This is a genomic window from Specibacter sp. NPDC078692 (genome assembly GCF_040686835.1).
GTDB lineage: Bacteria > Actinomycetota > Actinomycetes > Actinomycetales > Micrococcaceae > Specibacter.
In genome coordinates this window covers 22,437-44,515 of sequence record NZ_JBFBLV010000008.1, presented here as the reverse complement: position 1 = coordinate 44,515, position 22,079 = coordinate 22,437, and the positions used below count along the sequence as shown (strand labels likewise).

At 61.1% G+C, this 22,079-nt stretch carries 19 protein-coding genes; 9 read left to right on the top strand and 10 right to left on the bottom strand.

Annotated features, from left to right (window positions below; all coding sequences use genetic code 11):
• Positions 1 to 113: 113 nt before the first annotated feature.
• From AB0O97_RS07845 to AB0O97_RS07835, 3 genes are all read right to left on the bottom strand, one after another.
• A complete protein-coding gene (locus AB0O97_RS07845) occupies positions 114 to 632 on the bottom strand; it encodes a GIY-YIG nuclease family protein (protein ID WP_363881529.1) in 519 nt (172 codons plus the stop codon).
• A gap of 136 nt (positions 633 to 768) precedes the next feature.
• Complete coding sequence (locus AB0O97_RS07840) at positions 769 to 1,632, bottom strand: hypothetical protein (protein ID WP_363881527.1); 864 nt, start codon at positions 1,630 to 1,632, stop codon at positions 769 to 771.
• Between the two features lie 141 nt (positions 1,633 to 1,773).
• On the bottom strand, positions 1,774 to 3,270 hold the full coding sequence (locus AB0O97_RS07835) for a helix-turn-helix domain-containing protein (RefSeq protein WP_363881525.1): 1,497 nt from the start codon (positions 3,268 to 3,270) through the stop codon (positions 1,774 to 1,776).
• A 157-nt stretch (positions 3,271 to 3,427) separates the two neighbouring features.
• Between AB0O97_RS07835 and aceA the strand changes: the two genes are divergently transcribed.
• From aceA to AB0O97_RS07815, 4 genes are all read left to right on the top strand, one after another.
• Positions 3,428 to 4,750, top strand: coding sequence for an isocitrate lyase (aceA, locus tag AB0O97_RS07830; protein ID WP_363841842.1), 1,323 nt, complete (start codon positions 3,428 to 3,430; stop codon positions 4,748 to 4,750).
• Positions 4,751 to 4,875: 125 nt separating this feature from the next.
• Positions 4,876 to 6,525 (top strand): malate synthase A, encoded by a 1,650-nt coding sequence (gene aceB / locus AB0O97_RS07825; RefSeq protein WP_363841845.1) that lies wholly within the window; start codon positions 4,876 to 4,878, stop codon positions 6,523 to 6,525.
• A gap of 212 nt (positions 6,526 to 6,737) precedes the next feature.
• Positions 6,738 to 7,442 carry a DsbA family oxidoreductase gene (locus AB0O97_RS07820; RefSeq protein WP_363841848.1) on the top strand — a complete coding sequence of 235 codons (705 nt, stop codon included), beginning with the start codon at positions 6,738 to 6,740 and terminating at the stop codon, positions 7,440 to 7,442.
• A gap of 490 nt (positions 7,443 to 7,932) precedes the next feature.
• The gene (locus AB0O97_RS07815; protein WP_363881523.1) at positions 7,933 to 8,787 is read left to right on the top strand and encodes a trypsin-like peptidase domain-containing protein; all 855 of its coding nucleotides are present in this window, start codon (positions 7,933 to 7,935) and stop codon (positions 8,785 to 8,787) included.
• A 79-nt stretch (positions 8,788 to 8,866) separates the two neighbouring features.
• On the opposite strand, the gene AB0O97_RS07810 is transcribed toward AB0O97_RS07815, so the two are convergent.
• The 5 genes from AB0O97_RS07810 to AB0O97_RS07790 all read right to left on the bottom strand — a co-directional run bounded on the left by AB0O97_RS07810 (position 8,867) and on the right by AB0O97_RS07790 (position 14,954).
• A complete protein-coding gene (locus AB0O97_RS07810; RefSeq protein WP_363841853.1) occupies positions 8,867 to 9,706 on the bottom strand; it encodes a carbohydrate ABC transporter permease in 840 nt (279 codons plus the stop codon).
• On the bottom strand, positions 9,699 to 10,673 hold the full coding sequence (locus tag AB0O97_RS07805) for a sugar ABC transporter permease (RefSeq protein ID WP_363881522.1): 975 nt from the start codon (positions 10,671 to 10,673) through the stop codon (positions 9,699 to 9,701). The genes AB0O97_RS07810 and AB0O97_RS07805 overlap by 8 nt, the downstream gene beginning before the upstream one ends.
• 136 nt (positions 10,674 to 10,809) lie before the next feature.
• Positions 10,810 to 12,114 carry a sugar ABC transporter substrate-binding protein gene (locus AB0O97_RS07800; protein ID WP_363881520.1) on the bottom strand — a complete coding sequence of 435 codons (1,305 nt, stop codon included), beginning with the start codon at positions 12,112 to 12,114 and terminating at the stop codon, positions 10,810 to 10,812.
• A gap of 468 nt (positions 12,115 to 12,582) precedes the next feature.
• Positions 12,583 to 13,683, bottom strand: a complete 1,101-nt coding sequence (locus AB0O97_RS07795) for a LacI family DNA-binding transcriptional regulator (RefSeq protein ID WP_363881518.1) — start codon at positions 13,681 to 13,683, stop codon at positions 12,583 to 12,585.
• A 5-nt stretch (positions 13,684 to 13,688) separates the two neighbouring features.
• Entirely contained in the window at positions 13,689 to 14,954 is a 1,266-nt protein-coding gene (locus tag AB0O97_RS07790; RefSeq protein WP_363881516.1) for an ROK family transcriptional regulator, read from the bottom strand.
• Between the two features lie 138 nt (positions 14,955 to 15,092).
• Here AB0O97_RS07790 and AB0O97_RS07785 point away from each other — a divergent pair, with 138 nt between their 5' ends.
• The 5 genes from AB0O97_RS07785 (at position 15,093) to AB0O97_RS07765 (ending at position 19,689) form a co-directional block, all read left to right on the top strand.
• Positions 15,093 to 15,842, top strand: a complete 750-nt coding sequence (locus AB0O97_RS07785) for a sugar phosphate isomerase/epimerase (RefSeq protein ID WP_363881514.1) — start codon at positions 15,093 to 15,095, stop codon at positions 15,840 to 15,842.
• A 5-nt stretch (positions 15,843 to 15,847) separates the two neighbouring features.
• On the top strand, positions 15,848 to 16,954 hold the full coding sequence (locus AB0O97_RS07780; RefSeq protein WP_363881512.1) for a Gfo/Idh/MocA family oxidoreductase: 1,107 nt from the start codon (positions 15,848 to 15,850) through the stop codon (positions 16,952 to 16,954).
• Between the two features lie 11 nt (positions 16,955 to 16,965).
• Positions 16,966 to 18,141 carry a Gfo/Idh/MocA family oxidoreductase gene (locus AB0O97_RS07775; protein ID WP_363881511.1) on the top strand — a complete coding sequence of 392 codons (1,176 nt, stop codon included), beginning with the start codon at positions 16,966 to 16,968 and terminating at the stop codon, positions 18,139 to 18,141.
• A gap of 4 nt (positions 18,142 to 18,145) precedes the next feature.
• Entirely contained in the window at positions 18,146 to 19,147 is a 1,002-nt protein-coding gene (locus AB0O97_RS07770; protein ID WP_363881509.1) for a sugar phosphate isomerase/epimerase family protein, read from the top strand.
• Positions 19,148 to 19,308: 161 nt separating this feature from the next.
• Complete coding sequence (locus AB0O97_RS07765) at positions 19,309 to 19,689, top strand: RNA-binding S4 domain-containing protein (RefSeq protein WP_363881507.1); 381 nt, start codon at positions 19,309 to 19,311, stop codon at positions 19,687 to 19,689.
• Between the two features lie 161 nt (positions 19,690 to 19,850).
• Here the strand turns inward: AB0O97_RS07765 and AB0O97_RS07760 are convergent, their stop codons facing one another.
• On the bottom strand, positions 19,851 to 20,093 hold the full coding sequence (locus AB0O97_RS07760) for a DUF2630 family protein (RefSeq protein WP_363881505.1): 243 nt from the start codon (positions 20,091 to 20,093) through the stop codon (positions 19,851 to 19,853).
• A 221-nt stretch (positions 20,094 to 20,314) separates the two neighbouring features.
• Entirely contained in the window at positions 20,315 to 21,988 is a 1,674-nt protein-coding gene (locus tag AB0O97_RS07755; RefSeq protein WP_363841923.1) for a ribonuclease J, read from the bottom strand.
• Positions 21,989 to 22,079 lie beyond the last annotated feature (91 nt).

Below are 22,079 nucleotides of genomic sequence, written 5' to 3'. Positions count from 1 at the left end.
ATCGTTGAGCCTCGCGATTACCTGGCAGTAACCACTGCCAGCATGCTGCCGTTTTCGGGAACGGTCAAGGGACCGTGGCCCGGACGAAACTTTCCGCGCACCCGCAGTGTTTCTTAGCCCTTCTCGCGGAGCGCGTTCCGGTTTGCTTCCGTCGTAGCAGCCGAGACGTACAACTGCTCGGGCGTCAGTCCGTCTCGGTTAAAGGGCGGGCGGAGTTCGGCGCGCATTTCATCTTCCAAGGCGGCAACACGGTCCGCGTCCGCAACCAGGCTAAAGGACGTGCCGAGGTTGCTCACCATCCATGCGCTGAGAAGTTCCTCATCCTTGTCGGTCAGCCGCGGATGCGCGGACCGCCCGTGCCACTGTGCCTGGAGCCCCAGGATGGCGGCTAGCGAACGGCGGAATGTGGACTTTGAAGTTTGCACGTCGTGGTGCCGGGCCCGGCTGCGCAGGTTGGTTGCCCGTCCCACATAGATCAAATCCCCCTTCTTGAGGGCTTTCAATTCGGCGGGCCAGACCACGTTTTTGGGCAGGCCGCCTGTCAGGTAGCACTTGTAGATGCCGGGGCCGAAGGGCATCTCCTGCCACGCGGTTTTGGCGGGCGCAGTCTTTGTCCATTTGAGATCTTCCATGCGTTGACCTTACGGCAATACTGCGGCATTCCGGTTGTCCGGAGTGCCGCAGCCTTGCCGCAAGCGGGGACCGCATCAGCCTCAGGCCTCAAGCGCCACACCTCAGGCCTTAGACCTTAGACCTTAGACCCCAGCCTCAGACCTCGACGAGGTCTTCATCCAGCTCGAATTCCACGGTGGCGAGGATCTCCTGGGTTTGCGGGTTGATCATGACGGCTTCCTCGTCGTCGTCAATCATGATGAATTCGCCCTGTTCGGTGGTGAAGTGCCAGGCCAGAACAGTTTCACCGTTGTGCTCGTAGTTGGGGTCACCCATGGAGATTTTCAGCAGTTCATGACCGGCAACGGCGCAGAGTTCCCGGATGATGAGCTCAAATTCAGGGCCGTTCTCACGCTCTTCCTCCGCCAGACGCTCCTCCATGTCAGGTACCTGTGCCACCCGGTCGGCAATATGTGCGGCAAGTTCCTGCTCCGTCAGAATCAGCAGGCACTGCTGGTTGCGCAGCCAGTCGGCGTTGAGCCCCGTGACGTCCTCGGCCTCGAAAAGGTCTTCAAACTCTGCGTCCAGCAATTCCATAGCGGCGGCGCCGTCGGCACGGTGGCCGTCAGCGGCGCCTTCAGTGTTACCTTCTGCGGGGGCACCGTCTTCGAGATAGTCCTGCAGCTCCGTTTCGGTGAGCAGGTCATAGAGCGCGGCTGACCGGTTGAACAGCTCAAGATGGGCCTTGGCGCCCATGGCTTCAAGTCCTTCGCGGATGTAGCCATCGAGTTCTGCACGGTCCGGCGTCATGAAAACATACTGGGCAAATCCGCCGTCGAGCGCCTGTGTGAGATAAAAGTCAGCAAAGTAGCTGCGCAGGGCGTTCGGTGCGATTTCCTCGACGTTGAGAAGCGAGCGGTACATTTCATTGACAACGGAGACGTTGTCGCCGACGACGTCCTCGTTGTTGCCGGCAGCGCCCGCGGCGGTCAGGACAACGGGAATGTGGTGCGTGGTCATGAGAGTTCCTTAGCGTGGAGTCCTTGGTTCAGCTGACCTCTTCACGCTAAGCGGCCTTCCGGACAGCGCCCCCTGCTCCGAGTGAACGTCAGACGAAGAGCTAAGGAACGTTTCACCCCGTGGAGCGGCCCACCCTGCTCCCTACTTTCCTTCGTGGGCAGCCAGAAATTTGTACACCTCGGTTTCATCAACACCGGGGAAAGCGCCTTGGGGCATCGCCGCCAACAAATGTGAGTTGGCCCTGGTGGACGGCCACGCATTACCAGCCCACTGTGCCGAAAGATCGGCCGGCGGGCGGCGGCAGCAATCCGGGTCCGGACACCGCGACTGTGAACGCTCCGTGGTTTCCCGCCCGCGAAACCACTTCACATGCTCATACGGCACACCAATGCTCAGCGAATATTCGCCGGAGGAGTGCCGCTCCGTCCGGGCCGTGCACCAATATGTCCCCATCACCGTATCCGTGTACTGGTTGAACGCACGGAACTTATCCGGTACATCAAAAACCGCCCGGGAGGTCCACAACCTGCAAACGGCTTGGCCCTCAATGGCGCCGGTGTGATCGGCAGGGAAGTTCACGCCGTCGTTCTCGTAGGCCTTGTGAATGATCCCGGATTCATGCACCTTCTGGAAGTGAGTGGTGATGCCCAAATGCTCCGTGGCCAAGTTGGTGAAGCGGTGCGCTGCCGTTTCATAGGAGACGGCAAAGGCGTCCCGAATGTCCTCAATGGCCAGCTCCTTGGCCGATTTTGCGGTTTGCAGGAAGTCCACGGTGGCCCGTTCCGGCATCAGCAGTGAGGCCGCAAAATAATTCGTGTACACGCGCTGGCGCAGAAAATCTGCATAGTTGCGCGGTGTCTGATGCCCCAAAACATAGTGCCCAAGCGCCTGCAACAGCACAGATCGCGGGTCATGATCGGAGCGCTGCCCGTGCGTGAGATAAATTCGGCGATTCTTCAAATCCGTCACCGAACGGGTCGAGTGCGGCAAATCCCCCACATAATGCAGATCAAAACCGAGGTGCTCGGCGACGTCGGCAGCCACGTGATGGGAGAGCGGCCCACTGTCATGCCCCACGGCAGTCAGCAGCTCCTGAGCTTGACGTTCAATCTCCGGGTAATAGTTGTTGCGTTGACGCATTTCCAGCCGCAACTCATTGTTGGCCCGGCGTGCCTCCTCCGGCGTAGCCGATTGCTCATCCAACCGCCGTTCCAACTCATGCTGCAACCCCACCAGCGATTCGAGCACTTCGGTGGAAAGCCGCGAACTGACGCGGACGGTGGGCAATCCCAACGACTGATACAGCGGTCCGCGCTGCGCCCTTTCCAACTCAATTTCCAATGCTGCCCGACGGCTGGGCGGCTCGTTCCCCAACAACTGATCAAGCCCGACGCCGAGTGCCCCAGCCAGTGCCTGCAGCAGCCCCAGTTTGGGCTCGCGTTTACCGTTTTCTATCAAGGAAAGTTGCGACGGCGCAGCGCCCACCTTTGCGCCTAAATCATCGAGGGTCATGCCCTGGGTTTTGCGCAGATGCCGTACCCGCCGGCCCAGGGAAATGATGTCCAATTCAGTGCTTGGGGCGGCTGCCTTGCCACCACCGCCGAGCGATTCGCCTGTGTTCCAGCCCACATTAGTCATTTCTTGAGGATACGTGAAGAACTGCAAATCTTTCCACCACTTTGCTCTAGTAACCCCTTGAAAAGCTCTGAATAGTAGAAATCACGAAGAAGGAACGCAAGATCCCCACCGCTTCACCGTCGAACCGGCAAGATCAAAACCACAAGGAGCTTTCATCATGACTGCAGCATTTGAACCCGCAAAGACGCCGGAACAGATTCGCACCGAAGCCGTTGCCGCCCTCGAACTCGAGTGGGCCGCCAACCCCCGTTGGGAAGGCGTGGAACGTTCCTTCAGCGCAGCAGACGTCATTCAGCTCCGCGGCCGGGTCAATGAGGAACACACCCTGGCCCGCCGCGGCTCCGAAAAGCTGTGGAACCAGCTGACCACTGCGGCACCAGGCGGCTACACCAACGCACTTGGCGCACTCACCGGCAACCAGGCCGTCCAGCAGGTCAAGGCCGGCTTGAAAGCCATCTACCTCTCCGGCTGGCAGGTTGCCGCAGACGCCAACTCCAATGGCAACACCTACCCGGACCAGTCGCTCTACCCCGTTGACTCAGTCCCCAAGGTGGTCCGCCGCATCAACAACGCCCTCCTGCGCTCGGACCAGATTGAATTCTCCGAAGGCCTGCAAACCGTTGAAGACTGGCTGGTCCCGATCGTGGCCGATGCCGAGGCAGGCTTTGGCGGCCCGCTCAACGCCTACGAGCTCATGAAGTCCATGATCACCTCCGGCGCAGCCGGCGTGCACTGGGAAGATCAGCTTGCCAGCGAGAAGAAGTGCGGGCACCTGGGCGGCAAGGTCTTGATCCCCACGGCCCAGCATGTCCGTACGCTGAACGCGGCAAGGCTCGCGGCCGACGTCGCCGGCGTCCCCTCGGTGATCATTGCCCGCACCGACGCCGAGGCAGCCACCCTGATCACCTCGGATGTGGATGAGCGCGATGCGCCGTTCCTCACCGGCGAGCGCACGGCCGAAGGTTTCTACCACGTCAAGAACGGGCTGGAGCCTTCCATCGCCAGGGCCCGCGCCTACGCTCCCCACTCTGACCTCATCTGGATGGAGACCGGAACACCCGACCTGGAGCATGCCAAAAAGTTTGCCGAAGGCGTCAAGTCCGAGTTCCCCGACCAGATGCTTGCCTACAACTGCTCACCGTCGTTCAACTGGAAAAAGCACCTGGACGACGCAACGATCGCCAAGTTCCAACGAGAGCTTGGCGCCATGGGATACACCTTCCAGTTCATCACCTTGGCTGGTTTCCACTCCCTGAACTACTCGATGTTTGATCTTGCCCATGGCTACGCCCGCAACGGCATGAGTTCCTACGTCGAACTGCAGGAGCGTGAATTCGACTCCGAATCCCGCGGCTACACCGCAACCAAGCACCAGCGCGAAGTGGGCACAGGCTACTTCGATCTGGTCGCGACAGCCCTGAACCCGAACAGCGGCACCCTCGCATTGGCTGGTTCCACAGAAGCCCAGCAGTTCCACTAACCCTTTTTGCAGATCGCCTGCGGTTCTCGAGCTTGTCCCCGGTCCTCAAGCTCGTCGAGACCATATTCGCCCCTAGCTCGAGAACCGCAGGCCATGATCGCACTCATTAAACTTGGAGAATTCCCATGAACTCAACGAACAGCCTGAACGGGATCACGTTCAACGGCATCACCCTGACAGCCCCGCCCATCCACCGCCAGGACGAAATCCTCACCCCCGAGGCTCTGGACTTCATTGCAGCACTGAACCGCACCACGACGGCGCGCCGCCAAGAGCTGCTCGACGCCCGCAGCACCCGCCGCTCCCAGATTCTCGGCGGTACCGACCCCCGCTACCTACGCGAAACCTCGGCCATCCGGGAAGATCCCCGCTGGCGCGTCGCTCCCCCGGCTCCCGGGCTGGAGGACCGACGCGTGGAAATCACCGGCCCGGTTGACCGCAAGATGACCATCAATGCCATGAACTCCGGCGCGAAGGTCTGGCTGGCCGACATGGAAGATTCCTCCACGCCCACCTGGGGCAATGTGATCCGCGGCCAACTCAACCTGATCGACGCACTGGAACGCCGCATCGACTTCACCAGCCCCGAGGGCAAGGAGTACAAGTTGGCCCCGCAGGAGGAGCTGCCCACCATCGTGGTCCGCCCCCGCGGCTGGCACCTGCCGGAGAAGCACCTGCTGATCAACGGCAAGCCCATGGCCGGCGGCGTTGTCGACTTCGGCCTGTACTTCTTCCACAACGCCCGCCGGCTGATCGCCCAGGGCAAGGGTCCGTACTTCTACCTGCCGAAGATTGAAAACCACCTCGAGGCACGCCTGTGGAATGACATCTTCATCCAGGCCCAGGACCTGCTCGGCATCCCGCAGGGCACCATCCGCGCAACAGTCCTGATCGAGACCATCACGGCAGCTTTTGAGATGGAGGAAATCCTGTACGAACTGCGCGATCACGCCGCAGGGTTGAACGCGGGACGCTGGGACTACCTGTTCTCCGTCATCAAGAACTTCCGCACCCGTGGCCCGCGCTTCGTGCTCCCGGACCGCAACCAGATCACCATGACGGCCCCGTTCATGCGCGCCTACACCGAACAGCTGGTCCGTGCCTGCCACACCCGCGGCGCCATGGCGATCGGCGGCATGGCGGCCTTTGTGCCCAACCGCCGCGACCCGGAAGCCAACGCCAATGCGATGGCCAAGGTCCGCGCCGACAAAACCCGCGAAGCCAACGACGGCTTCGACGGTTCCTGGGTGGCCCACCCCGACCTGGTCCCCGTGGCCATGGCGGTCTTCGACGAGATCCTCGGCTGGAACCCGAACCAGATCAGCCGCACCCGCGAAGAAGTAGAACTCGATGACCGGGCACTGCTGAACGTCGCTGGCACCCAGGGCAACATCACCGAACAGGGCATCCGCGACAACATCTGGGTCGGCATCCAGTACATTGAATCCTGGCTGCGCGGCCACGGCGCCGTCGCCCTGAACAACCTCATGGAGGACGCCGCCACCGCGGAAATCTCCCGCTCGCAGATCTGGCAGTGGATCCACAGCCAGGCCATCACCGATACCGGCGAACTCATCACCTTCGACTGGGTCACGGAGATGCTCGAGGAGGAATTCGCGCGCCTGCCCCGATTCGAGGGCGACCGTTTCGAGGACGCACTAGAAATCTTCACCGACGTCGCCATGGGCGAGACCTTCCCCGCCTTCCTGACCACCTCGGCCTACGCAAACTACCTGCACGCCGAGCAGCCGGAACGGCAGCTCACGGCAGCATAGATTTGGTTGCCCTCGCCGGATGCGACGCCACTGCAAACCCGAAATCCGGGTGCCGGTGAGGCAGCCTTAATTCCCACCCGCGAAATTCCCGCTCACGAAAAGGAGAGTAGTTGCTGATGTTCACGCCGAACATTAGCAACTACCCTCCTTTCGCGGTGCCATGGTGACGAAATGACAGGAATAACCACCGCCCCGCCCCCGTTACCGCAAGTATGAAGATTGAAATCTGGTCCGACGTGGCCTGCCCCTGGTGCTACATTGGCAAGCGCCGTTTTGAAACCGCTCTTGAAGCTTTCCCGCACAAGGATTCCGTGGATGTCCAGTGGCGCAGCTACCAGCTAGACCCCACTCTCCCGGAGCACTATGACGGCACCGAGATCAGCTACCTCAGCGAACGCAAGGGCATGGATCCGGCGCAGGTTGCTGGCATGTTCACGCACGTCACCGAACAGGCTGCGGGCGAAGGCCTCAACTACAAGTTCGACGACGTCGTGGTCGCCAATAGCTTCAACGCCCACCAGCTGCTGCATTTGGCCAAGGCCAATGGCTTGGGTGACGTCGTCAAGGAAGCCCTGCTATCAGGTCACTTTGAGCACGGAGTGGACATTGGTTCACGCGCTGCGCTCGTGAAAATCGGCACGGAGTCCGGCTTGTCCGCCGCTGACATCAACGAAGCACTCGATACTGACAAGTACGCCGATGACGTCCGGGAAGACATTGCCGAGGCTCGTGCCATAGGCGTCACCGGCGTTCCATTCTTTGTCATTGACCGTAAATACGGCATCTCCGGCGCTCAGCCGGCCGAAGTGTTCGGTCAGGCACTGGATCAGGCGTGGCAGGAAGCGAACCCGTTGACTATGGTCTCGGCAAACGGTTCCGACGCCGAAGCGTGCGGCCCGGACGGCTGTGCCCTCTAAGAAAGCTGCGCCCTCTAAGAAACCGGCCCCGGCACACAAATGCCGCCACTCCCGTAGATTGCCGCAAATAGACCCGGCGGCAGTATACGGTAGCGGCGGCATTTTTCGTTTGGCAACATCGAGTGGTGACAATAAGGGGTGACGTAGCATGGGAAGTCATATCGCCGCGGTTGATGCCCTGATCCGAGCACCCCATGAACGTCTCGCCGAATGAGCCACTGAGTGCGCCGACGAACCCTCCGCTAAATTCTCGACCCAACGAATTGCAGGGCAGCAGCTGGTTCCAACAGCTTCCGCTCTCAACAGTGATTGCCGCGGCCGCGGCCCTGGCCCTGATCGCGGGGCTTGCCGGTGGCTGGATCAGTAGCTTGGTGACGCGTCCGGCAGCAACCGCGGCAGCACTGCCGGAACCCGTAACGCCACGGACGTCGCCCAAAGCGTCCTGCCGGGAGTTGTCACAGTCTCCATCAGGAACGGGAATGCCAGTGGCGTGGGCAGCGGTGTGATTGTCCGTAAAGAGGTCTACATCATGACCAATAACCATGTCATTGCGGCGGCTGAGAACGGCGGCACCATTGACGTTTTATTCAGCGACGGGCGCTCCTCCGAAGTTGAGCTGGTGGGACTGGATCCGAAATCGGACCTGGCTGTACTGAAGATGACGGCCGAGAAGGACCTGCCAACTGTTGAACTTGGTAAGTCAGACGATGTCCGGGTGGGCCAACCCGTGGTGGCATTGGGCGCCCCGCTTGGACTCTCCAGCACCGTCACGGCCGGAATCATCAGCGCACTCGGCCGCAACGTTCCAGTTCCCGTTGATGAAGACACCACGGCCATGCTGGTGGGCGCCATCCAAACTGACGCCTCCATCAATCCCGGCAACTCCGGCGGCGCACTGGTTGACTGCAGCGGGAAATTGATCGGCATCAACACGGCCATCGCCACCATCCCCAACGATCTCCAAGTGGCCAGCGGCAGCGTGGGCATTGGCTTTGCCGTCCCCATTGATTTGGCCGCCCGTATCACCGGCCAACTCATTGACACCGGCACCGTCGCCTACCCCTACTTTGGCCTCAGTGCGGTGCCCCTGCCCCCGCGGGCTGCCGAGCTCTTCGGGGTAGATAACGGCCTGTATCTGCAGTCGGTGGCGCCCGGCGGTCCCGCCGCCCAGGCCGGTCTTCAGCCCAGCGATATCGTCACGCTTCTGGACAACCGGCCAGCCACCAGCAACGCGGTCCTCGCCGAAGTCACCCTTACCCGGAAGGCCGGCGACACCGTCGAAGTCACCTACGTGCGAGCCGGAAAAACTTCCACCACCACCCTGACCTTGGGCGCCATCCCTTAAAGAAGAACGACGTCGGCACCTGGGTGAGTCAAAAGACTCACCCAGGTGCCGCCGTCGTACGTGTTTCTCTTCTGTTAGATCACTTCACGGCACCAGCGGTGAGGCCGGCGACGAAGTTCTTTTGCAGGAGCAGGAAGCCGATCACGATCGGGATGGAGACCACCACGGAGGCGGCCATGATCTGGTTCCAGTAGACGTTGGTCTGGGTCGAGTAGAGCTGGAGGCCGACGGCGAGGGTTCGGTTGGCGTCGGTGGTCATGACCGAGGCGAACAGGACCTCTCCCCAACTGGTCATGAAGCTGTAGATGGCGACCGCGACCAGGCCCGGGCGGGCTGTGGGCAAGATGATGGTGAACAGGGTTCGCATGGGACCGCAACCGTCGACCGTTGCGGCCTCATCTAAATCGCGCGGGATGCCGTTAAAATAGCCGGCGAGCATCCAGATGGAGAACGGCAGCGAGAACGTCAGATAGGTGATGATCAGGCCGGCGCGGGTTCCGACCAACTGGACGCCGAAGTTGGTGTTGATGTTCACGAAGATCAGGAACAGCGGCAGCAAAAAGAGGACGCCAGGCAGCATCTGGGTGGAGAGCACTGCTCCGGAGAACAGTGACCGGCCGCGGAAGGTGTAGCGGGACACGGCGTAGGCGGCGAAGATCGCGATGATGAGCGAGAGGATCGTGGCTACGGTCGAGACCACCACGGAGTTCATGAAGTAGTCGGCCAGCGGAACCGTCTTCCACATGTCGATGTAGGGCTGGATGGTCAGCTGTTCGGGCCACCAGGTGAAAGCACCTTGGACATCTTGGAGCGGTTTCAGGCCGGAGATGACCATGACGTAGATGGGGATGATGGTGAAGATACTGAGGGCGGTAATCGTGACGATTCTAAAGATCTTTGTCCCGGTTGTGTCATGCATTGTCTTTCCTCCGGTTCATGAAGAGAACGTAGATTCCGCTAACAACCGAGAGGAAGAGCAGGAGCAGTACCGACATGGCGGCACCCGAGCCGAAGTTCCAGGTCAGGAATGAGGCGTTGTAAATGTGGAAGGAGATCAGATCGCCGGCGGGTGGCTGCGAGCCACCGAAGAGGACGAACGGAGTGTTGAAGTCGTTGAAGGTCCAGAGGAACATCACCAGGACCAGCGACATATTCACCGGACGCAGCAGCGGAAGCGTGATGTTCCACCACTGACGCAGCGGCTTGGCGCCGTCAACGGAGGCAGCCTCGTAGATGTCGGTGGGGACGGACTGGAGCCCAGCCATCAGCATCAAGAAAGCGAAGGGCCAGAGCCGCCAGATGGCAACAATGACGACGGCGGCGAAGGCGTTATCACCGATCAGCCAGAAGGGCTTGTCGCCGGGGAGGCCGAAGTTGTCGAACAAGAGGTGGTTGAGTGCGCCGTTGTCTTTCTGCAGGATGAACTTCCAGGCAATGACGCCGGCATACATGGGCAGAGCGTACGGGATCAGAAAAAGTGTGCGGAAGACTGCGCGTCCGGGGAAAACCTTTTGCAGCGCTACGGCCGCGGCCATACCCAGCAACCACGAGAATCCGACGACGAGAATGGTGAAGGCTACGGTGATCCCGAAGGATTTCAGCAGCCCTGCCCCGATGGCGGAGTTGAAGTCGAGGGCCACCTCGTAGTTCTTGAAGCCAATGACCGGGGCGTTGCCCCAGTTGGAAATGTACATTTTGGTGAGCTTAAGGAAGCTCATCCAAATGCCGGTCACCATGGGAACAATGTGGATGACGAGTTCAAATATGACGGCGGGGGCCAGCAGCGCGTATGGCAGCCACCAGCCGGCACGACGAGGCTTGCGCTCTCTCCGTCCGGCTGCCCCGGCGGAGTGGCCGGAATTCTTTACGGCGGTGGAAGCAGACACTGTTCGACACTCACCTTTCGTGGAAAATTGAAGTATTGAAGAGGCGGATCGTTGGGTTCACCCTGCGTTGGGTTCAACCCTGCGGGGCCCAGTTGCGGGTCGGGGTTAGCGACCCGCAACTGGGGAGCAGGTGGGGTTAGCCCGCTGCTTCGACTGCCTGCTGTGCTGTTTCCAGTGCCTTCTTGATGTCTTCCTTGCTGACCGTGCCACCGGAGGCGACGGTTGCGAACATCTGGTTCATGGCCTTACCGACAGTGCTTTCAAACTGGTCTTCACCCGGTACCAGGGGAAGCGGCTTGGACCGGTTCTCGTAGATGTCAGAGAACGTCTTGGCCAGTTCCGTGTCAGTGGTGAAGGTGGGGGTCACACCGGTGAGGACCGGCAGGGTCGCGAAGGACTTGCCGAGTTCAGCCTGTGTGGCTTCGCTGGTCATGAACTTCACGAACTCCAGTGCGGAGTCCTTGTTCTTGGTGTTCTTGAAGATGGACATGTTGATACCAGCAACCATGGTGGCGATGTCCTTGCCACCCTCCGGTGCCGGGAAGGCAACTACGCCGAAAGCGTCATCTTTCATACCCTGTGAAGCGATGGAGCTGTTGGCGTTGTTCTGGCTGATGACCATGGCTGCCTTGCCGTTGGCGAAATCATTGATGGCCTGGGTGCCGTTGTCGTACTGGGCGTTGCCCGCGTCAACAACTTTGTCTGTCTGCATCAGGTCAACATAGCGAGCGATGCCGTCGACAATTCCGTCCTGTGTGAAGGTGGGCTTGCCGTCGGCATCGAAGAACTCAGCGTCATTCTGGGCCGCGTTGATAAATGCGAAGTGTGAGTTCTCCGTGTAACTGCCAGCAGCCAAGGTCATTCCGTGGACGTCACCGGTGGTCAGCTTCTTGGCGGCTGCAACCATTTCTTCCCATGAGGTGGGAGGGGTGAGGCCGGCATCCTTGAACATTGCCTTGTTGTAGTACAGGCCGTAGGCCAGACCGTAGAGCGGGACCGAGGTGGGGTCTTGGCCGGGCATGCCACCGGTGTCCATGGCGGTCTTGACGAACTTGTCCTTGCCACCAATGGCGGTGAAGGCTGCATCGTCAAACGGCAGGAATGCTCCGGTGGACTGCAGTGACGCGGCCCAGGTGTTACCGATGTTCAATACATCCGGTGCTTGGCCGGAGGTGACGGCCGTCTGGATGCGGGTCTGGAGATCGTTCCAACCAATGACTTCAAGGTTGACCTTGATGCCGGTTTCGTCCTCGAACTTCTTCAGCTGCGGGGTCAGGACTTCTTTATCGTTATCCACACTGGTGCCCTGGTTGCTGGCCCAGTAAGTGATGGATTTCCCACCTGCATCGGTGGATTCACTGCCGGTGCCGCCGCTGCAGCCGGTGGCTGTAATGGCGAGTGCTGCGATGGCCGCTACTGCGGCAAAAGTACGTCTTTTCACTTCCGTGACTTCCTTGTCTGTGTGGAAATTGTTCGTAAAACCCGAGGTGTGGGAGCTTTTCAGACTCGCGCTGCTCGACGTTGAACCAAACCTAGATGAACTTATGCCGAGCGTCAATCAAAAGTCAGAAAATGTTTGAAATAATATTGACTCGTGACCTCACCGAAAGCTTCAGTCCCCGGCAGGGAGTGAATGAATTTTCCCGCTTGAAGCTTATCAATCCCCTAGATCACGGGAAACTTCCGCCGCAAAAGGTCATGTAACCACCATAACTGAACCGGTTCAGTAGAGGTCACTTGTTATCAATCCGTTATAAGTTTTTTGGATATCGCCCCACCAAAGTTGACGGGCAGGACGGCGGCAATTCAAGCCTGTTCAGGCAGGACACAGGGGAATCCGAGGCTGGGCAGGTGGAGGATCAAGCCGGCTGCAGCTAGCACCAACTAGCCCGGACCGGCGAGGAATCCGCTAGAACGGGTTGCGGCCCAGACTTTCGCGTACCTGCAGGAGGCCAGGGGCAGCCTCAATGTTGCGTGATTCGTGGCCGGAAATCAGTTCCATCAACAGCTGGGCAGAGTTCCGCCCAAGGTCAGACACGCTACGTCCCAAAGCTGCCAGACCAGGAGAGCTCACCCGGCACAGAATTGAGTCATCCCAACTGACCACCGAAACTTGCTCAGGGACACGCAGTTTCAGCCGTTGGAGAGCCTGCAAGCCACCCACCGCCATGAGGTCATTGCCATAGATGATTGCCGTGGGGAAATCAGGGGACCCCGGGGCCAACCCGGCCATGACAGCAACAGTGGCGGTGCCGCCGTCGTCCGCGGAATAATCTGAGGGGCACAGCACCACGGTCATGCCCAGACGCGCAGCATGTGCGCTGATGTGCTCGGTCTTTCGCTCCTCATGCAGGAGATCCACCGGTCCGGAAATGAAGGCGATATGCCGGTGCCCGCGCTCATGCAGAGCCTCCACCACGGTGGCCGCGTCCGTCGCCTGCGAGACGGTGACATTGGAGTTTCGAGCCGCAGGCAACACTTCAGTTCCAGCTCCCAAGCGCACAAAGGGCATCCTGAAACGATTGAGTAAGGGCGGGCGGGGATCGTCTCGGACATGGTCAAAGAGGATGACCCCGTCGACCCGCCCCTCCCCCGCCCAGCGCTCGTAGACGGCGAGGTCGCGGCTGCGCGAATCCGGCACTGTGAGGGGGTTGACCATGCGCAGCATCAGGCTCATGTCGTGGGCGCCGAGGACCCCTTCGATTCCGGCCAAAATGCTCATGTAGAACGGTTCCGCACCAATTTGTACGGGATCGCGGAATAGCACAATGCCAACCGCATCACTGCGAGATTGCGAGAGGGCCCGGGCGCTGGAGCTGGGGTACCAGCCAAGCTCGCCAGCCAGCGCCAGCACGCGTGCCCTCGTGGTTTCACTGACGCCGGACTGGCCGTTGAGGGCATAAGAAACCGAGGCTTTGGAGATGCCCAATCTGGTAGCGAGGTCGCTGATCGTGACCTTGCCCGCCTGCGGCTTGCCGGGCTGCGGATTACCAGCCTGCGGGGCGTCCACGCCACTCATCCTTGAGAATGGGCGGCGACGATCCGCTCAACCGACGCTGGAGCCAGGATATGGTCAATCACCATTCGGCCCGCACCTAGTACGCCGGCGTGGTCCCCGGCCATTGACTGGACGATCCGTAGCCGCGCTGTAGCCAGCGGCAAGGAGCGTTGGTATACGATCTCGCGTACGCCGGCCATTAGATATTCGCCGGCCGAGGACAGTCCGCCGCCAATGACTATCACGGAAGGATTGAGCAAGTTTACGGACGCCGCCAGGACATCCCCCACGTCCCGTCCGGCCTGGCGCATGGCGTGAATGGCGACCAGATTTCCCCTGCGCGCCAACTCCAAAACATCCTCGCCGCTGTGCGCTGGAACGCCGTCAGCCGAGAGCGCTGCGGCCACGGCCGGCCCCGACGCCATGGCTTCCAAACAGCCGTAGTTACCGCAGCGACACAGCACCTCACCGCCACGGGGGACCCGCACATGGCCGATGTCGCCGGCCGTGCCATCGGCGCCGCGCTGTAACCGCCCGCCGCTGATAATGCCCGCACCAATGCCTGTGGCAACCTTGACAAAGAGCAGGTCCTGAGCATCCGGCCAGTAGTGAGCGCGCTCCCCCAAAGCCATAATATTTACGTCGTTATCCACCAGCACATCGGTGGGGAACCGTTGCTGTACGTAGGCCGGCACATCAAAACCATCCCACCCAGGCATGATAGGTGGGCTGGCAGGCCGTCCAGTGGAATGTTCCACGGGCCCGGGAAGGCCAATGCCAATGCCTACGAGTTCCCTTTCGTGGCGTCCGGCCGTGGCAAAAACTTGCGCGCACTGCTCCAACACCGCATCCAGCACCTCGGTGGGCCCCAACGCAATATCAATCGAGGTCCGCAACTCGCTCAGCACCCGCCCACCAAGATCTGTCAGCGCAATGAGCACATGGGTGGCCCCGATATCCACGGCTAGGATGACGCGGGCTGAGGGGTGAAAAGCAAAGCGCGACGGCGGACGCCCACCTGAGGAGATCGCCTCACCAGCCGGACCAATCAACCCTGCAGCAGTGAGCGCGTCAATGCGGGCGGCAACAGTTGAACGGGCCAACCCCGTGACCTCTGCAAGTTCCGCTCGGGTACGCGCCTGCCCGTCTCGCAGGATTTGGAAAACATCTCCTGCTCGTGAATGTCCGAATTGTTCCTGAGCGCGCGACGCTGCTCCATCGCTGCTGGCTGCTGCGCCGACGACAGGGTTGCGTGGGGCTTGCTGGAGTGGTGTCTTTGGCATTCCCAATAAATAACACATGCACTTCCATCTGTCACAATCTAAAGCTATACGGGTTAGCCATTAACTTTTGCTTGACGCTCGGCATAAGTTCCCCTAAGTTGAGTCTTGAACACACTTTCATGCCTTCAAGGAGTTTCAATGACGTATTCCCTTCAGCTGTACACCGTCCGCAAGCCCCTTGAAGAAGACTTGCCCGGAACCATTGCCCGCGTCGCCGAGCTGGGGTTCACCCACGTTGAGCCGTACAACTTCGTCGCCACCGCCGATGCCCTCGCTGCCGCGTTCACCGAGCACGGCATCACCGCACCCTCTGGCCACGCGCCCTTGCTCAGTGCCGATCAGGACGAGATCTTCGCTGCGGCCAAGAAGCTGGGCATCACTACCGTGATCGATCCGTTCATTCCCGCCGATCGCTGGCAAACTGCCGAGGACGTGCAGAAGATCGCCGAGGGCCTCAACGCTGCTGCCAAGAAGGGTGCCGAATACGGCATCCGCGTGGGTTACCACAACCACCAGTGGGAGTTGGCGTCCACGATCAACGGCACCACGGCACTGCAGTACTTTGAAACACTGCTGGATCCGGAACTCATCCTAGAAGTGGACACCTACTGGGTGTCCGTGGGCGGCGCCAACGCCGTTGACCTGCTGACCAGTTTGGGCGAGCGCGTAAAGTTCATCCACATCAAGGACGGCCCGATCTCGACCGACACGAAGGCCCAGCTGCCAGCCGGCCAGGGGCAGGTCCCGGTCTGGGATGTCATTGAAGCCGCCAAGTCACTGGAAGTTGGCGTGGTGGAATTCGATGACTACGCCGGCGACATCTTCGAGGGCATCGCCGCAAGCCTTGCCTTCCTCAACGCCGGAAACATTAACGCCGGAAAGGCCTAATCACCATGGCAAAAACAGGACCCGTCGGCATTGCCTTCATTGGCGCCGGCAACATCAGCAAGCAGTACCTGGACAACCTGACCACGTTCCCTGACGTGAAGGTGCTGGTCATCGCCGACCTCTTCGAAGAAGCAGCAGCCGCGCGCGCCGCTGAATACGGTGTTGAAATTTCCGGCGGCGTCGATGTGGCGCTCAACCACCCCGACGTTGAAATCATCGTCAACTTGACCATCCCGGCCGCCCACGTGGAAGTTGCCACGGCAGCCGTCCGTGCAGGCAAGCATGTCTGGACGGAAAAGCCGTTCTCCCTCGATCGGGAAAGTGGCTTGGGCCTGCTCAAAGAAGCAGACGCTGCTGGCGTTCGGCTCGGCTGCGCACCCGACACCTTCCTTGGTGCAGGGCTGCAGACGGCTCGCCGCCTGATCGACAGCGGAGCCATTGGCACCCCGCTGACGGCACTGACCATGTTCCAGTCCCCCGGCCCGGAGTCCTGGCACCCGAACCCCGCATTCCTGTTCCAGGAAGGGGCTGGTCCGCTCTTTGATATGGCGCCGTACTACCTGACCACACTGGTGCAGGCCTTCGGTCCGCTTTCCAAGGTGGCTGCCGTGGGCAACACCGCGTTCCCCACCCGCACCATTGGCTCGGGCCCGAAGGAAGGCGAGGTGTTCGACGTCGAGGTTCCCACTCACGTCAGCGCCATCGCCCAGTTCGAATCCGGCGCCTCCTCGCACAGCGTCTTCAGCTTTGAATCCCCGCGCCCGCGCATGGGATTTGTGGAGATCACCGGTACCGAAGGCACCATTTCACTGCCGGATCCGAACAACTTCGACGGCGACATCCAGCTCTTCAAGAGCGGCGATGAAGACTGGAGAACCGTCCCCGCAGAAGGACCGGACCATGGCCGCGGCTTGGGCGTGCTGGACATGGCACGCTCCATCCGCGCCGGCGTTCCGCACCGCGCCACCGGCGAACTGGCGTACCACATCCTGGATGCCATGGTCTCGATCACGGAGTCCGTCAACAGCGGAGAGTTCGTCGATGTTGCCAGCTCCGCCCCGAGCTCCGAGGCAGTGCCCGTTGACTGGGCACCCACCGCCGCAACCCTCTAGGAATCACGATCATGACCTCCCCTCAATCACCGGCCGCCCGTCCGCTCGGCGTGGCTGCCATCGGCTACGCCTTCATGGGGCAGGCCCACTCGAACGCGTGGCGCACCGTGGCCAACCACTTCGACGTCCCTGACTTCGAACAAAAGGTCTTGGTGGGCCGGGACGCCGTAGCCGTTGCTGCCGCCGCAAAGAAGTATGGCTGGAGCGAATCGGCCACCGATTGGCGGGAGGTCATTGCCCGCGATGACATCGACATTGTGGACATCTGCGCCCCCGGCTGGCTGCACGCTGAAATTGCGACGGCGGCACTCGCCGCGGGCAAGCACGTGCTCGTGGAGAAGCCACTGGCCAACTCCATGGCCGAATCGGAGGCCATGGTGGTCGCCGCGCAGGCCGCCCGTGCGCAAGGCGTCCGCTCCATGGTGGGGTTCAACTACCGCCGCATCCCGGCGCTGGCCTTGGCTCGCAAGCTCATCGCAGATGGTGAGCTGGGCAGCATCCGTCAGGTCCGCGCGTCGTACTTGCAGGACTGGCTGGCCGACAGCGAATCCCCCATGACCTGGCGGCTGCGCAAGGAAACGGCGGGCTCAGGCGCGCTAGGCGACATCGCATCGCACGCCATCGATCAGGTCCAGTACCTGCTCGGCGACACCGTTACCGAAGTCTCCGGCAAGCTGCACACCTTCACCACCGAGCGTCCTGGTCCCGATGGTCCTGAAGCTGTCACGGTCGACGACGCAGCTTGGGCCACGCTGTCCATGGCAAGTGGCGCCGTGGCCAGCGTAGATGTTTCGCGCGTGGCGCTGGGACAGAAGAACGCCCTCCGCGTGGAGGTTTATGGCACCGCGGGGGCGCTGACGTTCAACTTAGAAAACCCCAATGAGCTGTTCTTCCTCAACGGCAGCGAGCCCATTGAGGTTCAGGGCTTTAGACGTATTCTCGTCACGGAACCCGAGCACCCTTATATGTCCGGTTGGTGGCCGCAGGGGCACGTGATTGGCTGGGAGCACAGTTTCACGCATCAGATCTGCGACTTCCTGCTGAACATCTCCACGGGAACCGACCCGTCGCCGTCGTTCGAGGAAGGGTACGGTGTGCAGCAGGTCTTGGCCGCCATCGAGGCCTCCTCGGCAGCTGGCGGAACCACCGTCGCCATCCCCCAACTCATCACCACCTCAAAGGACTGAACGCATGAGCCGCCCGTACACCTTGTTCACCGGCCAGTGGGCCGATCTCCCGCTCGAAGAAGTGGCCAAACTGGCTTCCGAATGGGGCTACGAAGGCCTGGAAATTGCCTGCTCGGGCGATCACTTGGATCCGTGGCGTTGGGATGAGCCCGGCTATGTTGCCGGCAAGCTCGCCATGCTCGAAAGCTACGGCCTGAAGGCCTGGGCCATCTCCAACCACCTCAAGGGCCAGGCCGTGTGCGATGACCCCATCGATTTCCGCCACCAGGCAATTGTGGGGTCGAAGGTGTGGGGCGACGGCGATCCCGAGGGCGTGCGCCAGCGGGCCGCCGAGGAAATGAAGCACACGGCCCGCCTCGCGCAGGCCTTGGGCGTTTCGACGGTGGTCGGCTTCACCGGTTCCTCGATCTGGCAGTACGTAGCCATGTTCCCACCCGTTCCGGAATCCGTAATTGAGGCCGGGTACCAAGACTTCGCGGACCGCTGGAACCCCATCCTGGACGTCTTTGACGAATGTGGTGTGCGCTTCGCCCACGAGGTTCACCCCTCAGAAATCGCCTACGACTACTGGACCACCGTGCGCACGCTGGAGGCCATTGGCCACCGCCCCGCGTTTGGCTTGAACTGGGATCCCTCCCACTTCATGTGGCAGGGCATTGACCCGGTCTCCTTCATCTGGGACTTCAAGGACCGGATCTACCACGTGGACTGCAAGGATACGAAGCTGCGCCCCACCGGCCGCAACACCGTCATGGGCTCTCACCTGCCGTGGGGAGATCCGCGCCGCGGCTGGGACTTCGTCTCGGCGGGCCGGGGCGATGTGCCCTGGGAATCCTCCTTCCGCGCACTGACGGCCATTGGCTACGGCGGGCCCATCTCCATCGAGTGGGAAGACGCCGGCATGGACCGCCTGCAGGGCGCTCCCGAAGCGTTGGCCGCCCTGAAGAAGTTCGACTTTGCCCCGTCCGAGCTGTCCTTCGACGCCGCCTTCAGCAACCAAGGCTGAGTTTCCGTTCCGAATAGGGCTGAGCCCCCGTTCCACACAGGACTGAGTCCCCGTTCCACAAATGCCGCCGTTTGACGCAAACGCCAGGGTTTGAACCATGGCATTTCCGTCAAACGGCGGCATTCTTGGTGGAAGGCCCGCGGGATAGACTGGAGGGCACTATGAGCATTCCCAAAAATGCACCCGCCTCAGTACGCATTGACGCGTGGCTGTGGTCCATCCGTGCCTACAAGACCCGGTCCTTGGCCACGGCTGCCTGCCGTGCGGGCCATGTAAAACTCAACGATGCCAACGCCAAGGCCGCTCACACCGTAGTCCCGGGCGACACCATTCGCGTTCGCCAGCCCGGCTACGACAGGATCCTGGAGGTCCGCCAACTCATCAACAAGCGGGTTGGTCCCGAGGCTGCCTCGCACTGTTTCACCGATCACACTCCCCCGCGCCCCGTTCTGCCGGCGCTTGGCCTCCCTCAGCGCGACCGTGGCACCGGCCGTCCTACCAAAAGGGACCGCCGCGAGATGGATAAGCTGCGCGGGGTCTGATCCCAAAGCGGGCACTGCGCGAAGCAAACATAAGTGCCTCCGACGTACTAGAAAAAGTACGACGGCGGCCCTTGCGTTTTGCGGCCATCAACAGTTCTTCCAGAATCTGGATTAGTGCCCACCAGTCGAAGGGCCGACACCTGCAAGATGGCCCAAAATGGCTATTGCTTGTAGCCCTCGACTTCGCTGGCGGGGCGCACCTTGGCGTCGTCGGGGTTCGCACCCGCGTGGATGCGCGCCTGGCGTTGGCGCAGCAGGTCCCAGCACTGGTCCAGCTGAACTTCGATGGCCCTCAGCTGCTCGGCGTGCTCAGGCAGTTTGGCCTGGTCAACTCTTGAATCCCGCAGTTCCTGTTCGGCGCTCACCAACTCCGCGATCTTCTGGTGCACCTGGTTGTTGTCCATGCCGCAACTCCCTACCGTTTTGCTACCCCGAGTGGGCGCTTAAGAGCTACGTTAGTGCGAAGTTGCCCCTACGGCGAATAGGGATTTTGGCCACACACGCGCGGGCGGGGGTATCGACAAACTCGGTCACCGTGAGCACTGAATGGTCGAAGCAAACACAAAGTGCCGCCGTCGTACTTATAAAAAGTACGGCAGCGGCACCCGGGAAACGCAGAAGTAGCTTACGCCTCGACGATGATGACCGTGTAGACGGGCTTGCGGCGCAGCGCGCGGTCGGACCAGCGCAGCAGGCCGTTGGCCACAGCCTTCTCGGCGTTGGGACCGGTCTTTTCGCCGCGGAGACCGGTGATGGTCTTCTCCACGATGACGGCGGCCTTTTCAATGTCCTTGGGCGTCAGGTTGAAACCGACCGAGAAGAACTCGGGGTCTTCTTCGATCTTGCCGGTGTCCGGGTTGACGATCAGCAGAACGGTGACGGCACCGTCTTCGGCGAGACGGATGCGATCCTGCAGCGACTCTTCAGTGGCCGCACCGGCAACCATGTTCTCGACGTAGACGTAGGCGGCGGGCACGCTACCGGTGACCTTGGCGACGCCGTCCTTGAGGTCGATCGTGGTGCCATCTTCAACGATGAACGCGTTCTTGGGATCCACACCGGTGCGGATAGCCAGTTCGGCGTTCGCCTTCAGGTGGCGGTATTCGCCGTGAACCGGCATGACGTTCTTGGGACGAACCAAGTTGTAGCAGTAGACGAGCTCGCCGGCACTAGCGTGGCCGGAGACGTGCACCTTGGCGTTGCCCTTGTGAATGACGTTGGCGCCCTGCTTGGTGAGGTCGTTGATCAGGCGATAGATCGAGGACTCGTTACCAGGCACCAGCGAGCTCGCCAGCAGCACGGTGTCGCCGTCGGTCAAGTTGATCTGGTGATCGCCGTTAGCCATGCGAGCCAGCGCAGCCATGGGCTCGCCCTGAGAACCGGTGCAGATCAGAACGGCCTTTTCGGGGGCCATCTTTTCCAGTTCCTTGGCGTCAACGAGCATGCCGCGCGGGATCTTCAAGTAGCCCAGTTCGCGCGCAGTGGTCATGTTGCGGACCATGGAACGGCCAACGAACGCGATCTTACGGTTGTACTTGTGAGCAGAATCGATGATCTGCTGAATGCGGTGCACGTGGCTGGCGAAGCTGGAGACAATAACGCGGCGCGGGGCCGTGCGCATGACCTGGTCGATGGCCGGGATCAGGTCAGCTTCAGCAGCCAGGAAGCCGGGAACTTCGGCGTTGGTGGAGTCAGGCAGGAACAAATCCACGCCTTCCTCACCCAAGCGGGCAAAGCCAGCGAGGTCGGTGATGCGCTTATCCAGCGGGAACTGGTCCATCTTGAAGTCGCCAGTTTCCAGCACCAGGCCAGCAGGCGTACGGATGGCAACAGCCAGACCGTCCGGGATGGAGTGGTTGACGGCCAAGAATTCAACGTCGAACGGGCCGAACTTGCGTCGGTCGCCTTCCTTGACCTGGATCATCTTGCCCTTGATGCGGTGCTCTTCAAGCTTGGTCTTCAAGAAGGCCAACGTCAGCTTGGCGGAGATTACGGGGATGTCGCCGCGGTGCTTAAGCAGGTACGGGACACCGCCGATGTGGTCTTCGTGGCCGTGGGTCAGCACCAGGCCAACCACGTCCTGCCAGCGGTTCTTCAAGTACGAGAAGTCCGGCAGAATCAAGTCAACGCCGGGGTGGTGATCTTCGGGGAAGAGCACGCCGCAGTCAACGATCAGCAACTTTCCCGCGTATTCGAAGACGGTCATGTTGCGGCCAATTTCGCCCAAACCACCCAGTGCGACGATGCGCATTGCACCTTCGGCGAGGGCGGGAGGGGTCTGGCGGGCAGTTCTTCTCATGGGTTCCAAACTTTGTTCTGTTGTAGGCGGCCGGCGGCGACGATGCGCTGCCTTTCTTGTGCGACGCGTTCGGATAAAAAGCTGGTCCGGT